Annotated in this window: 9 protein-coding genes; 4 read left to right on the top strand and 5 right to left on the bottom strand. The window is 66.9% G+C overall.

What is annotated here, in order from left to right:
• Window positions 1-20 precede the first annotated feature (20 nt).
• Entirely contained in the window at window positions 21-551 is a 531-nt protein-coding gene (locus KY661_RS13780; RefSeq protein ID WP_225410631.1) for a DinB family protein, read from the top strand.
• Between the two features lie 203 nt (window positions 552-754).
• Here KY661_RS13780 and KY661_RS13775 read toward each other — a convergent pair whose 3' ends face one another.
• Both KY661_RS13775 and KY661_RS13770 read right to left on the bottom strand, forming a co-directional pair.
• Window positions 755-2,854, bottom strand: coding sequence for a lectin (locus KY661_RS13775; RefSeq protein WP_225410630.1), 2,100 nt, complete (start codon window positions 2,852-2,854; stop codon window positions 755-757).
• 122 nt (window positions 2,855-2,976) lie between these two features.
• On the bottom strand, window positions 2,977-3,369 hold the full coding sequence (locus KY661_RS13770) for a GFA family protein (protein WP_263436979.1): 393 nt from the start codon (window positions 3,367-3,369) through the stop codon (window positions 2,977-2,979).
• A 154-nt stretch (window positions 3,370-3,523) separates the two neighbouring features.
• On the opposite strand from KY661_RS13770, the gene KY661_RS13765 reads away from it, so the two are divergent.
• The 3 genes from KY661_RS13765 to KY661_RS37555 all read left to right on the top strand — a co-directional run bounded on the left by KY661_RS13765 (window position 3,524) and on the right by KY661_RS37555 (window position 6,979).
• Window positions 3,524-4,465 carry a glycoside hydrolase family 19 protein gene (locus KY661_RS13765; RefSeq protein WP_398577184.1) on the top strand — a complete coding sequence of 314 codons (942 nt, stop codon included), beginning with the start codon at window positions 3,524-3,526 and terminating at the stop codon, window positions 4,463-4,465.
• A gap of 148 nt (window positions 4,466-4,613) precedes the next feature.
• Window positions 4,614-5,720, top strand: coding sequence for a phytanoyl-CoA dioxygenase family protein (locus tag KY661_RS13760; RefSeq protein ID WP_225410627.1), 1,107 nt, complete (start codon window positions 4,614-4,616; stop codon window positions 5,718-5,720).
• Window positions 5,721-5,848: 128 nt separating this feature from the next.
• On the top strand, window positions 5,849-6,979 hold the full coding sequence (locus KY661_RS37555; RefSeq protein ID WP_317987257.1) for a peptidoglycan-binding domain-containing protein: 1,131 nt from the start codon (window positions 5,849-5,851) through the stop codon (window positions 6,977-6,979).
• Here KY661_RS37555 and KY661_RS13740 read toward each other — a convergent pair.
• From KY661_RS13740 to KY661_RS13730, 3 genes are read right to left on the bottom strand one after another with little or no spacing between them, the layout of a single operon-like run.
• Entirely contained in the window at window positions 6,976-10,461 is a 3,486-nt protein-coding gene (locus KY661_RS13740) for a hypothetical protein (protein ID WP_225410626.1), read from the bottom strand. The two genes, KY661_RS37555 and KY661_RS13740, sit on opposite strands and share 4 nt — an antisense overlap.
• Window positions 10,455-10,994: a DUF1318 domain-containing protein gene (locus KY661_RS13735; protein WP_225410625.1), complete on the bottom strand. Its 540-nt coding sequence runs from the start codon at window positions 10,992-10,994 to the stop codon at window positions 10,455-10,457. The genes KY661_RS13740 and KY661_RS13735 overlap by 7 nt, the downstream gene beginning before the upstream one ends.
• The gene (locus KY661_RS13730) at window positions 10,991-14,677 is read right to left on the bottom strand and encodes a hypothetical protein (RefSeq protein WP_225410624.1); all 3,687 of its coding nucleotides are present in this window, start codon (window positions 14,675-14,677) and stop codon (window positions 10,991-10,993) included. Before KY661_RS13730 ends, KY661_RS13735 begins: the two co-directional genes overlap by 4 nt.
• Between the last annotated feature and the right edge of the window lie 89 nt (window positions 14,678-14,766).

Genomic DNA, 14,766 nt, shown 5'->3' with positions numbered 1-14,766 from the left:
CACACCATACACTGAGCCCCATGGCGAACCCCCTCAAAGACACCCTCCTTGGGCAGCTTGAAACGGCGTGGGCGCTCACCCGCTACCACTTGGAGGGACTGACCACCGAGGAGTGCCTGCGGCGTCCGGCCCAGGTGGGGTTGCACGTGAATCGCGGCACGGATGGGCACTGGCGTGCAGACTGGCCCGAGCACGAAGGCTACAGCCTGGGACCCGCGAGCATCGCGTGGCTGACGTGGCATCTGGGATTCTGGTGGTCCATGGTGCAGAACCACTCGTTCGGAGATGCCAGCCTGCAGCAGCAGCAGGTGTCCTGGCCTGGAACCGCCGAGGAGGTGCGTGCCTGGCTGACACGGCTGCATGCCGACTGGCGCGCTTCTGTGGATCAGCTCAGCGACGAAGACCTGCGCTCCACCGGACGGACGCGCTGGCCGCTGAAGGACAAGCCCTTTGCCGACATCGTGGCCTGGGTCAATCTCGAGCTGATGAAGAACGCGGCCGAGATTGGCTATGCGCGGTTCGTCCTGGCGGTGTCAGAACGGAGTGGGTGACTGAACCAGAGAGCCCCAGGTCATGCCTCCCGTCGCCGAGACCGTCCCTCCCGTGTAGACGGTGCTGTTGGTCCAGCATGCCGTCATGTCCCAACCTCCCGGGCAATGCGCCTGCGTGCGTGCAGACGCATGCCCGGTATCCACACCGCCTCACGGCCCGTCGTTCAATCGCGGTGGCAGGAGTTTGAAGGTGCGGTGGCAGCTCAATTGCCGAGCAGCACGCGGAAGATCTTTTCGTTGCTGTTGTTGGGGATGCTGTCCTTGTCGCCCGAGTTGCTCGTGGTGAGCCAGAGGTTGCCGTCCACGGACGGCTCGACCGTACGCAACCGGCCGTACGTTCCGACGAAGTACGGGGTCACGTTGGTGAGGTTCGAGCCCGAGATGACTTCCCGGTACACCCGCGTGCCGCGCTGGCACGCCACGTAGAGCACGTCACGCACGACGGCGATTCCACTGCACGAGCCCTCGGCCGTGGAATACGTCTGCTTGGGCGCGATGTAGCCCGGCGTCGCACAACCGCTTCCGCCCTGCGAGACCGTGCCCTCGCAGTTGGGCCAGCCGTAGTTGCCGCCCTTCACGATGAGGTTGGTCTCGTCCATCACCGAGTTCCCGAACTCCTGGGCCCAGAGCTGACCGCTCGAGTCGAAGGCCAGCCCCTGCGGATTGCGGTGGCCATAGCTCCAGACGAAGTTCCCGAACGGGTTGTCGCTGGGAATGGAGCCGTCCGGGTTGATGCGAAGCACCTTGCCCGCGAGGTTCGAGGTGTTCTGCGCGTTGGCCCCGTTCTGCGCGTCGCCCGTGCTGGCGTACAGCTTGCCATCCGGGCCCCACCGCAGGCGGCCGCCGTTGTGGAACTTGTTGCGCAACAACCCCTGCACCAGCACCTGCTGGCTCGCGAGGTCGAGCGTGAAGCCGGCCGAGACCTTGATGCGCACGATGCGGTTGTCCGTGGGCGACGTGTGCATGATGTACAGCCAGCGGTCCGTGTCGAACGCCGGCGAGACGGCAAGCCCGAGCAGACCGCCCTCTCCGTCCGTGCTCTGCACGTTGGGCACCGTGCCCAGCGTCGTCTTCACACCCGTCACGGGATTCAAGCGCACGATGTCCTGCGCATCCCGGCGGCTGTAGAGCACCGTTCCGTCCGCGAGCGCCACGAGCCCCCACGGGATGTCCGTGTCCGTCGCCACCTGCGTCACCGAGCAGATGGGGTTGGTACACGCCGCGCCCGTGGTGAGCGTGAGCGCGTTGCTCGCCGTGGACACGTTGCCCTGGGCGTCCCGCGCCACGACCGTATAGGTGTAGGCGGTGCTCGTCACGAGCCCGCTGTCCACGAACGTGGTGCCCGTCGAGGTGCCGGCCTTGGTGCCGTTGCGGAGCACGTCATAGCCAGAGACGCCCACGTTGTCCGTCGAGGCGTTCCAGCTCAACGTCACGCTCGTTCCGGACGCACTGCCCGAGAGCTGAGACGGGGCCGCTGGCGGGGTGGTGTCCAGCTCGCACTGCGGCGGCGCCAACGGCAGCGTGGGGCTTGCCTGCGAGACGTTGCCCGCGGCGTCACGCGCGTTCACATACAGTCCCCAGTTGGCGCCCGGCACCACCGTGAGCTGCGTCGAGCGCGTGCTGCCGTCCACGGACTTCATCAGCTGACCGTCGTGGTACACGTCGTAGAAGGCAACGCCCACGTTGTCCGTCGAGCCCGTCCAGCTCAGCGTCACCGAGTTGCAGGTGAGGTTGCTCGTCACGAGGTTGCTCGGCGGCGTGGGCGCTTGCGTGTCCGGGGCCGCGGGACGGGACCACTTCTGGTTCGTCTGCCCATTGCAGGTCCAGACGATGACGGAGGTCCCGTTCGCGGTCTTCCCGCCTTCCACGTCCAGACACAGGCCGCTGGCCGTGTGGACCACGGAGCCGTTCGCGTTGAAGACCCACTTCTGCGCAGGCAAGCCCGTGCACGTGGCGATGACGGCGCGCGCGCCCGGGGCCGTCTGCCCCGAGGCCGTGTCCACGCACAGCGTGTTGTCGTAGGCGCGCAGCTCACCCGCGGCGTTAAAGGTGAAGGCTTGATTCGTGCCGCCATGGCAGCCGTAAATCTGCAGCCCTGCGCCGGGCGTGCGGCTCTCCTGCGCCACGTCGAGGCAGCGGCCGCTCGACACACTCACGAGCGGCTCACCCGCGGCGAGCGCCGCGCCCTGGGGTTGTGGTTCGGGAGACTCGGGCACGGCCCCGGACCCACAGGCGGCCCCCCAGAACAGGGTGGCAACCCCCAGTAGCTTCCTCAACAGGACTCGCTGCGTACGGCAATCCATGAACGTCTCCTTTTCGCCAATCGGCTGGCGAACGGACGCTCATACCCCGGCGAGCGCGGACGGATGCGCCGTCCCTCTCCCTTCTCGCGCGACTGTTCCGAAGTTGAAACCGCGGGGCCTGGTTATTTCTTGGGAAGGGTGTCGTACTTCGGCAGATCGCCTGAGATCTCGTAGTAGTCGCCCTTGCTGGCCGTGAAAATGTGGGCCTTCTCGCGAACGCCGGAGGGCGCGTCGAGCGTGCCGGCGCAGATCGACATCTTCGGCTCCGGGGTCTCGTCAAACAGCACGCTCGAACCGCACTCAACGCAAAAGCCTCGCCGGACCGTGGGCGAGACCGAGTGCCATTTGAGGCCGCGCGACTCCGTGAGCCGGAAGCCCTCGCGGTCCACCGCCGTGTAGGCGCCGACGTGTCCATGCCACCGGCGGCACTTCGAGCAGTGGCAGTACGCCACCGCCGTCAGCGGAAGACTCACCTCGTACCGAATCGCACCACAAAAGCAGCCACCCAGGTTCATGGGCCTTCTTTAGAGCACGCCGCCACACCGCCGCCAATCTGCCGTGATTCCCGCCAACAAGATTAAACCCGAAAAAATCGGCAAACCCCTCAAGAGAGGTGCCGGGCTGATGCCTTCATCCCGGATGACCCTGCAACACTGACTTCAGAAGGAGATGTTCACTATGTGGCGACAGGAATTGCGTGGTGTTTCGAAGCGCCTCTTGGGTGCGGCAATGCTGTTCTTTTCGACGGTGGTTGTATTTGCACCGGACGAAGCTGCGGCGGCGTGTCGAGGCACCTGGACGGAAGGTTCGTCTTACAACATTGGCGATGGCGTGAATTACAGCGGTGGCAGCTACACGGCCATCCAACCCCATACCGCTTGCGTCGGTTGTGGATGGAATCCTGTGGCAGCACCGTCGCTCTGGAAGACGGGGGGCGACTGTGGCACGAATCCCCCGCCCCCGCCCCCGCCGCCTCCCCCCACGGGCAACGGAATCGCCTCGGTCCTGAGCGAGGCCACCTTCAACGCCATGTTCCCCAGCCGCAACGGCTTCTACACCTACCGGGCGCTGGTGGACGCGGCCAACACCTTCCCGCAGTTCGCCACCTCGAGCGATGTCGGCATCCGCAAGCGTGAGGTGGCCGCCTTCCTGGCCAACATCGCCCACGAGACCGGCCACCTGGTCTACATCGAGGAGATCAACAAGAGCGTCATGTGCGACACCAGCTGGGGTCCTGCCGGCTGCGGTTGCGCCGCGGGCAAGATGTACTACGGCCGGGGCCCCATCCAGCTGTCGTGGAACGGCAACTACTGCGCGGCCGGTAACTACCTGGGCGTGGACCTGAAGAACAACCCGGACCTGGTGGCCCAGAACGCCACCATCGCCTGGCGCACGGGCCTGTGGTTCTGGATGACCCAGTCGGGCGCCGGCTCCATGCCCGCCCACAACGCCATCATCAACAACGCGGGCTTCGGGCAGACCATCCGCTCCATCAACGGGGCGCTGGAGTGCGATGGCCGTAACCCGGCCCAGGTCGACAGCCGCGTCAACAACTACAACCGCTTCCTGCAGATGCTGGGCGGCACCGCCGTCGGCAACAGCCGCTGCTAAAGCCCTCCGGTCTTGGCCAGGGCCCCGGGCCGTTCTGCCGGGGCTTTGGTGTCTGAAGCCTCCAGCCGCTCGCGCACGTCCGTCACCGCCTCCTCGAAGAATCGAGTAGGTTCGCGGACCGCAGCATCAGGTCCGGAGAGCCCTACAGATGACACCCAGAAGAGCCGCCATTCCCCTGGAAGATCAGGCGTCCGCTGTCTACTCGTTCAACGTACCGTGGGTCGAATCCCCGTTTTTCTACGGCATTCTCGCGCAGAAGAATCCCCCCGCTCCGCTCGCGAAGCTCGCAACGGAGTACCACGAGCACGGCTACTGCATTCTCGAGGATCTCCTCTCCCCGGACCTCTGTGACCAGACCATCGAGGAGACGCGCGGGCTCTACAACCCCCACCTCCCCGACGGACCCCGGAGTTACTACCGCGCCCAGGACGCCTGGCACGAGTCAGCGTCGGTCAAGAAGGTCGCGACCCTTCCTCGCGTGCTCGAGCTCCTCGAGTTCTTCTATGACCGGAAGCCCGTGCCGTTCCAGACCCTGAACTTCCGGCACGGAACGCAACAGGCGGGTCACTCCGATTCGATCCACTTCAGCAGCCTGCCCGCGCGGTACATGTGTGGCGCCTGGGTGGCGTTGGAAGACGTGACCGTGGAGAACGGTCCGCTCTTCTATTACCCCGGCTCCCACAAGCTGCCCGAGCTGGACCTCTACCAACTCGGGATGACGCTCGAGACGGCGAATTACTCGGAGTACGAGCGCGCCCTCGCCGCCCTCGTCAAGCACCTGAAGCTGGAGCCGAAGCAGCTCACCATCAAGAAGGGAAGCGGTCTGATCTGGGCCTCCAACCTGATTCACGGGGGCTCCCACATCTCCAAGGCGGGCGCCACACGCTGGTCCCAGGTCTCGCACTACTACTTCCGCGACTGCATCTATTACACGCCGTTCTTCTCCAACCGCTCCTTCGGCGAGTACCTCCATCGGCCAGAGGTGGTGGACATCGGGACCGGTGAGCGGGTGAAGCAGACCTTCGATGGCACGCCCTTCGAGGTCCAGCCGGCAGAGGGGGGGCGGGTCCGTTTCGTGACCCAGCGTGCTGCGGGTGCCGCCAGTGCGCCCGCGGCAACCCCCGGTCAGGACGAGCTGAACGCGCTCCGTCAGGAGATTCAGTCCATCAAGGGCTCGCGCAGCTACCGGGTGGGCCGGGCGTTGGGAACCCCCGTGCGGGTGGCGCGGCAGGTGCTGTCGCAGATTCGCCGCTGAGACGTTTTCCCCGTAGGGGAGGACATTCTGCGCAGGTGTAGGCGTGGCCTTTCGGAATTGACGCGACGCAACTTTCAGCTCCCGCGGGCGATAACCTCCTCACTGTCTCATTTCCTGAGGTTCTCGAAATGCGTGTTTCCTCCGCCGCACGCAGCAATCTCTACGCTGCCAGCGCACCTTCGCAACCCACCCTGAAGCTCGGCTCGTCCGGCGCTTCGGTGAAGAACCTGCAGCAGGCACTGGCCAACGCGGGCTTTTCGCCGGGCGCGGCCGACGGCCAGTTTGGTCCGAAGACGGCCGCGGCGGTGAAGGCCTTCCAGAACGCGAGGGGCCTCGTCGCCGACGGCGTCGTCGGGCCGAAGACCTGGGCCAAGCTGACTGCGGCCCCCTCGGGCGGCGCGACCCCCACGCTCAAACAGGGGGCGACGGGCGCCTCCGTCACCAACCTGCAGAATCGCCTCGCCCAGCATGGCTTCAACCCGGGCGCGGCCGACGGCCAGTTCGGTCCGAAGACCACCGCGGCGGTGAAGGCCTTCCAGAGCGCGAAGGGCCTCGTCGCCGACGGCGTCGTCGGACCGAAGACGTGGGCCAAGCTGAACGCCGCGGCAGCCCCTTCGGCGCCGGGCGGTAGCGGCCCCACGCTCAAGCAGGGCTACAGTGGCGCTCCGGTGACCGCGCTTCAGAACCGGCTCAACCAGCTCGGCTTCAATGCCGGTGCGGCGGATGGCCAGTTCGGCCCGAAGACCACCGCGGCGGTGAAGGCCTTCCAGAGCTCAAAGGGCCTCGTCGCCGACGGCGTCGTCGGGCCGAAGACCTGGAGCCAGCTCGGCATCACGGTGGGCGGTACGCCCACCGTCCCCTCCAACCCCGGTGGCGCGCACGGCAATTCCGCGCTCGCCAACAACGCCCGCAACGTGGCGTTGAGCATGGGTGGCTACTCGAGCCAGGGCCTTTGCGCCACGGGCGTGAGCCGCGCCATTCAGAACACCTACGGCATCAAGGTGTGGGGCAACGGCAACCAGATCGACGACAACCTGCCCAGGAACAAGTTCAAGCAGGTGAACCTGTCGCTCGCCGAAGCGCTGAAGATCCCCGGCCTTGTGCTCACCTGGGAGAAGACCTCCACCCGCCTCGGCAGCATCTACGGCCATACCGCTATCACCTCGGGTGACGGCCGCAGTTCCTACAGCGACTTCGTGGAGAGCAACACCCTGGGCGCGAGCGGCCGCAGCGGCTTCAAGGTCTTCATGCCGATCTAAGGGTTTTGCCTCCGCCTTGGCTTAGCCGGACGCAGGAGGGACGGCGGTGGCTCCACGGGAAGAGGGTCTGCACCGAGGGCCAGATAGATCTCGAACCACGCCAGATATGAACGCCAGGCAGGAGAACGCTGGCCGATGAGGGAGCGATGCGCCTGGCCCAGGCGCTTGGGCACGTCGAAAGGAAGCGGCGTGCTCCCCTCTGCGTGCAGCTGCGCCGCGAACCAGAGCACCCCCAGCTGACCGGCATCGACCGGCGCGTGGGTGCGTTCGACCAGGGTGTCGGCATGGGCGAGCGCCTCGCCCAACCAGCGGGCCGCCTGCGCCATGTCCCGGCGATCCACGGCATTCTCGGCCAGCCGCAGCTCCGCCAACGTCGCCGCGCTGACGTCCTGATCGCGATCCAGCTCGTCGAACTGCTCCAGGAACAGTGCACGCCGCTGCTCGAGCGCGCGGGCAGCAACGTCCAAGTGCCCGAGCCGGGTCTCCGCGTTGGCGCGCAGTCCCGCGGCGATGATGCGATAGGATCGCATGACGTGCTCGGGTGTGGCGCGTCGCCAGCCCAACGTGGCCTGCACCGCAGGATCCGCCAGGTCTCGATCAACGATGGCCAGATCCTCCAAGGCCCGCTGGGGCTGCCCCGCCCCTAGCGCCGCGGCGCCACGGGCCAGCCGCACCACCAACCGGTTGCGAAGCCCCTCCTTGCCGCGAGCCTCCGCCTCCAGGAGGGGCAGCTCACGATCATAGAGCGCCAACGCACGCTCGAAGCGTCCCGCGGCGAGGTTGTAGAGCGCCGCGCGATCCAGTGCCAGGAGGGCGAATCCGGCCAGCTCCGGCGTGGCATCCAGCCGGGCCAGGGATTGATCCGCCGCCTTCGCTGCCTCCTCCTCGCGGCCGGTGTGCAAGAGCGCCCGGGCCCGGGCCAGGGACACCGCCAGCCCCGCTGCGTTGTCCACAGCGGGGAATTTGTCCCGTTGCTCCAGGTACTCCAGAGCGATGTGGAAGTTGCCCACCTGGGTGTTCAGCAGCCCCAACGCGCCGAGGATCATCGCCCGGTAGCGGACGTTGTTGCGCACCAGATCCAGGGCGATCAAGTAATGCCGGTTGGCCCGCTCCGCAGCGGCCGGATCCTGACGGCGGAGGAAGTCCTCGTGATGGATGGCGCCAGAGAGGGCCTGCACCGCGCGCTGGCCCTTGAGCTCCTTCCACGACATACGCAGTTCCTTCACGGCCGCCGACACCGTCTGAGCGTGGGTCTCGTCATCCAGCTCAGGCAGCTGGCACGCCATGAGATAGGCTTTCACGAAGTGCGCGAGCGGCCCGGCCATCTTGGCGGCGGTGGTGGTGACCTCCTTCTCCACTACCTCGGGGGGCGTGCCAGCGCGCAGACGCAGGTTGATGGACTCGACAGCACTCTCCAGCGAGCCCGTCCGTTGTGTCACGAGATCAAAGTCGGCACGGGCGTTGTCCAGGCGCTGTCTTCCCAACCGGCGGTAGGCGCGGCCCGTCAACGCACGGCGGAACAACCGCTCGGCCCGGCGGCGTTCCTCGGTACCGGCCGGAGTGTCATCGACGTAGACCGTCGCCAGCGCCTCCATCACTCCGTCTGCCCCGAGACTCGCCGCGCGCTCGACGGCGTCTTGCACCAGCGCACGGCGGCGAAGGGGGTCCTGCTGCTGCTGGTAGAACGCAATCAAGGCATCCCGGACAGGACGGGGGGGGCGCTCGTCGTGAACCGCGTTGACACGCCGGCCCATCTCCAAGGCGAACGCATAGGCCGAGCCAGCAGGTGCCAACGCAAGGGCCTGGGCCATGGCGGCATCTGCCTGATCATAGGGACGTCCCCGGTACAGGGCGCGGACGGCGGCACGCGCGAAGTCGAGCTGATCGTCCTCATGGAAGACCTTGTTCAGGGAGAGCCGGCGGCCAGCTTCCACCAGGGCGTCCCGGTCATCGAGCTTGCGGTAGAGCGAGTCCGCCCGTTCGAACCAGGCCTCTAGCACCGCGCGCGGTGTGGTGTCGGTCAGCTGCGCCGCCTCCAATTCCTGGCGCGCCCGCGTAAAGTCGCCAGCGTCCTCCGCCAGCTCGCTGCGCACCACGTGTTGAAAGACGGTGGAGGGTGGGCTCGGAGCGGCGGCAGGCTCCAACGCCGCCATTCGCTGCTGCCCGGCCTCACTCAGCTCGTCCACCATCCGGCCGCGCTCACGCTCCTTCATGGCGCGCCGGTGGTCGATGAGGATCTGCAGCGGCTCCGCCAGTCCCGCGGTGGCGGGATCGTTCACCGAGCGCATGCCGCGGGCGTAGAACCCAGCCGCATCGAAGTCCTCGAAGGCCAGGTGCAGATAGCTCAGGCGCATCATCAGCAGCCTGCGGGGTTTGGGCCGAGCCTCGAGCAGCAGGCGCTGGCGATAGAGCAGGAGCTGATCAGCGCGCCGGCCGACCATTCTCAACTCTTCGTTGAGACGAGGAACGTCCCAGTGGATGGGAACCTGGCCATCGAGCGGCAGTTGGTACACATCCAGCGTTCGATCGCGCGAGCAGGTGGCGATGAGTGACTCGGCCGCAGGGGCTGGATACTCGCAGTTCCAGGCCACGCTGGTGAGCTGGTCCGGACTAGAGGCGGCAGCCAGTTCGGGCGCATCCTCGCGCTCTGTGGCGAAAGGCACCCGGAACAGCACCCCGCTGTCGCTGGCGTCGATCACCTCGTCCCCATTGGAATCGGTGAAGAACTGCACCACGTACAGGGAGCGCCCATCACGGGCGAACACCGGCTGCCCCGTCTGTCCTGGAAGATCGAGCGTCAGCGGGATGGGCGCAGCGCCCGGGCGATCCAGACGCAGTGCCTCCAAGTGGCGCGCAGCGCGCGCGGCGAATCCGGGGCCTACCTGCGGCACGGCGCGCTCGATCGGGACATACACCAGCCAGCGCCCATCGGGAGAGAGGGTGGGACTGGTCAGGTTGCGCTCCAGCAGGGGCTTCGCGCTCAGCGTGTGCGCCACATCAACCCGCGACAGGTGCAGACCTCCCTGGATGGCCGCCCGGCTCACCAGCGCGATGTGCGAGGCATCGATCCATTCCGCCTGCACCGCGCTGCTCTCCTCCCCGAGGCAGCGGCGATCGTCCGCGGCGGGCAGATTCCGCACACACAATTGGCCGCCTGCCTGATCCCGGAACGAGATGTAGAGCAGATGCTTGCCGTCGGGGCTGACCCGCGGCCAGGTCACGTCGGCGCCTTCATCGAAGAGACGGCGCTCGCGCCCTCCTTCCAGCTCCTGCGCATAGATCTCGGTCGCGATGTTGCGGTTGGACACGAAGATCAGCCGCTTCCCATCGGGCTCCAGCTGCCCCAGGAAGTGATCTCCCATGCCCACGGTGAGCCGCGTGGGCGTGCGCAAGCCCCCGTCATTCTCATCGTCCTGCGCCCAGGCGGCGCACGCGAAGAGAACGGCCAGGGCCAGGAAGAGCCCGCCACGATGCGTCAGCACTTCTTCTCTCCCCAGGTGCCATCATCGGACTCGACCCAACCACCGCAGACCACACCCTCCGCATGGACCAGCCGCCAACGCTGCCGCAGGGACTCTTCCGGCACACCGGGGCGGACCGTCTGCATCCAATGCCAGAGCTGCAACCGAGCCCGGTTCACGCGCTCCACCAGGGCGACGTCATCCGCCGACAGGCGTCCGGCCTGACAACTGCGCCGGGTGTCCACGAGCAGTCCGTCCCGCCCCTCGCCCACGCAGTGGCGCCGCAGTAGCTCGTCGACGCGGTCTGCCTGCGTCTTGCCCATGTTCTCGACCAACGGCGAGGGTTGGAGCCCCAGTTCCTCCAATTGGTTGGGCGTGAGCGGCACCGGCGCCGGGCTCATCCCCGAGCGAGCCAGCCGCCGCTCCACGTCCTGGAACGACCCCGAGGCCTGTTCTTCGAGCGCTGTCGCGCGATCCACCATGACGATCTCCGGAGCGCGGATGCACCCGGGAGCGGCGAGGGCGGCAAGCAGCAGCAACCCGCGGTGTTTCATGGTGTGGCCTCCGCAAGCGGCAAGGAGTTGATGACGCGGTCGATGATGGGGCCGATGGGGATGCCCCGGATCTCATCGATGCGGAGCAGACTGGCCGGACCGCCCATGGTGATGGCCAGACGGCCAAAGCCGTGGTTGAAGCTCACCCGCACGTGCTTCGGGTAGCCCAACCCCAACGCGTAGCGGACACGGTTTGTGGCGGGATCGGCATGGTGCGGGTCCTCGAGATCGAGCAGATCGAGCAGGTGGCGGTTGCCAATGCGCAGGATCTCCGCGCGCCCGTTGATGCTGCGATCCTTGCCGGAGATGACCACGGCGGCATTTCCGTCGAAGGGCTCTCCCCGGGACGACCTCACGCCGGTCGCCCGCACGTGAGCCTCCAGAAGGGAGTGCTTCCCCTGCCAGTCCAGCACGCACTGTCCGGTGACACGCCCACCGCGGACGCCCATCTCCAGCTGGCTCATGGACACCACGTTCTGGTTGATGGACAGGTTTCCAGCCAGGGGCGCGATGGAGACGAGCGGCGTGGTGATGCTGCTCGCGGACATGAAGCCGCTGCGCGTGAGCAAGGGATGCTGATCGGCGAACCGAAGCATCGAGTACGGATTCGTATCGATGTCGCTCAACAGCCGTACCCCACTCCCGGTCAACTCCACGTTCCCATTCACCGGCACGTTGCCATCGAGCGCTTCGATGGCGATCCCCGACTCGGGCAGCCGCACATTCACGTTCTGGAGGAGAAGGTTGGAGAGGGTCCGGAAGACCACCAGATCGGGTGAAGCCACCCGGAACTCGACCGTGGCCTTGCCGCTGCTCTCAAGGAGACCGGGCTGCGCGAGCTTGGACAGGTCCTGCTCCAGCGCCCCCTGTACCGCCAGACGGCGCCGGTTGTCGCTGAGATCGAGCCTGCCTCTGGCCTTCAACGAGGTCTGGGTCCCCGAATGGGCCAGGTAAAGGTCGGGCACGTGAATGACGCCATGGGGCTTCCAGCGGACGGAGAACGACCCCTCCAGGTCCTGAACCGGATACGGCAGCGCGGGCCTCTGCTCGAGGGAGCGGACCTTCAACAGTTGCTTCAGTTCGATCTCGCCCGCTTCCCACTGGCCGGTGAACGTGGCGGAGGTGTCGCTCGTCAGGTCAGCGAAGATCAGCCGACGATCGCTCAGGCCCAGGGAGAGTCTCTCCACCGTCAGTTGGCTGTGGACACTTCGCTGTAGCCCATCGGCGTCCGACTTGACCTGCCAGCGCAGCGCGGGAAGGCCGATCGACAAGCCCTCCTGCCTCCAGCGGATGCCGCGTGCGTCCACCACCGCCTTTCCCTCGAAGCGGGCCGTGCGCCGAGGGTCAGGAGCCAGACTCAGGGTTCCATCCGCGGAGATGTCCGTGATCGCGCCGAGCAGCGTGCCCTGCAGCTCGATGTTCAGTGCAAGCCGCGAGGAATCCAACTCTGCGGGAAGCGGAGCCTTGGCCAGGAGCGGTGACAAGGCACCAAGGGGTGGAAGCTCTCCCTTCACATCCAAGCGAAGCGCGCGGGCCTTCCGGTCGAACGCCACCGCGGCATCAAGTGGCATCTTCAGCCCTGCATGGCTTTTGAGCCCCAGCCGCAGCGATGGCTTGCGGCGATCGAGGTCCAGCGTCAGGGTCTGGTGCTGAGAATCCGCCTCGGTCTCACCGATGCGCAGTCCTTCGATCCGCAGGTCCAGCTCACCCTTGTGCCGCCAAGCATCTCCTTGCGAGTTCATCACGACGGCGATGTTGCTGGCCGACACGTCGTCCCATCCCGGCCGCTGCAGGCGCAGCTCCGTCCGGTGCTCCAGCCGGGGCGAGGGAGAAAAGACCCCCGCCCATCTGCCCGTGGATGCCAAGTTCACGGCCAGGTGATTCCAAGGGACCCGTGCAGCGACAGACTTGGGAATGAAGGGCCGGGCAGCCACGAGGTCCGGGGTCTGGAGGGACAGCGTGTACGCCACATCGTCGGCCCCTTTCGTGGCATCCAGCGACACGTGCAGCGTGCCCACGTCGAACTCCAGACGGGCGCGGGCCCGGCTCAGCCGTGGATCATCCATCCGAGGGAAGGCCTCCGACACGTCGAGCTTCACGTGCACGGGGCCCTTCAGCACCTCGCGTCCATCCGCCATGACCACCCGGAGCGCCCCGATGGGCACGTCCGCTTTCAGTGCGAAGGGCGGCTCGCCCGCCAGGGGCGCTTGGAGCTGGAAGCCCAGACGTTCAGCCGTCACGCGGATCCCTGCGGAACGGACGTCCAATGCGTCCACCCTTCCGGACAGAACGGCATCCCCAGCGACCTGGATGGGCGATGAGGGGTCTGGCCTCAGCTGCTGCCCCTCCCATTGACCGGAGGCCTTCGGAACGAGAAGCGTGGTGGGCCCTCCGACCTCAAGCCCCTGAAGCGCGAATGCGAGCTGAGTGGACACCCCCTGCTGGGGATCAGGGGTTGCCACCCAGGAGATGCGTCCACTTTCGAGTCTCACCCGGGAATCGTTTCGAGCAAGCTGGAGCGCCGCGACTTCGACGTCCAGCCCGAGTCTGCCCTGGGCTCCCAGCTGCGGGATGGCGCCGAGGGTGAGCTCCTGAGCTTCCAAGTGCACCTTGCCGCGCTCGAGCGAGAACAACCGCCACTCGGTGGGGACCCATTGCAACAGCCGTCCAAGATCCACATCCACCAAGGCCCGCGTCACGACGGGAGGAGCCTCCACCGCATCCGGAAGCACCAGGCGGGCCTGCACCTCGGCGCTGTCGGTCAGCTGCGTGCGGTCCAGCTCAATGGCGATGTGCCGCTTCTCGCCATCGAACTTCGCCGAGGCCGTGCCGTGCAGCAGCGAGCGGACCGTGAACTGCGGATCGAACGTCTGCCGCGCGACGTCGAGATCTACCTGCACGCGGGCGGCCGACGCTCCGGCCTCCGCCGAGAAGCGCAGCTCCAACGAGGCATGGGCCGGCGGAAGGGCTGAACCTTCACGGCTCAACTCCACGGGAAGCGGCGCACCGGGCTGGCCCGTGGTGGCAAGGATCTTCCATCCATCGTCCTGATGCTTCGCTTCGACCGTGACGGCGAGCCCATCCAAGGACCAGCGCTCAAGCACTTCACCGCTCCGGACGCGGGCGTAGTGCAACGACACGCCCGAGATCTCGGCCTTGCCGAAGGGCGGCGCGGAGGCCAGGAGTGCAGCCAGCTGCCGAGAGGCTCCGAGTGGCGGCTCGACGGGTGGCGGCACCGGGGCTTTTGGCCCCATCAACCCAGAGAGAGACGTAAGCCCTGCCTCGTCGGCCACCAGGGCCAGGGTGACGTCTCGCGCCGCCACCCACTCCACCCGCGGTGACTTGCTCAGCAGGGCACCAAGCGACCACTGGACCTCCAGGTTGCCGACGCGCAGCAAGTCGGGCGCGACGCCCTGAAATGGCGGAGGAGTCCGCACCACCAGCCCTTCCAGGCGCAGGCCCGAGAGCACGGCGATCCGGGCTGTCTGGTAGTCCAGTTGCAGCCCGGTGGCGGCTTCTATCTGGGAGACGATGCGCGGTTTCAACCAGCGGTGCTCGAGGTGGTGTAGCGCGACCACCGCTGCGGCCAGCACCAGCACCAGGGCCGCGACGAGACCCAAGAGCACGCCTGCGATGATTCGAGCCAACTGCCGGCGAGGACGTCCAGCTCCGGAGGATTCCATGATGTCGGGTTGCGAGCGGCCGGCCTCCCCCGTCCTACCATGCGACGGAAGCGGGTTTCAATTGCAGGGCCCCGCTGGGAGCCCCCCGG

Source organism: Allostigmatella hybrida, from assembly GCF_020103775.1.
Classification (GTDB): domain Bacteria; phylum Myxococcota; class Myxococcia; order Myxococcales; family Myxococcaceae; genus Hyalangium; species Hyalangium aurantiaca.
Note: the sequence above shows the minus strand (reverse complement) of the source record. Positions and strands in the feature narration are given on the sequence as shown.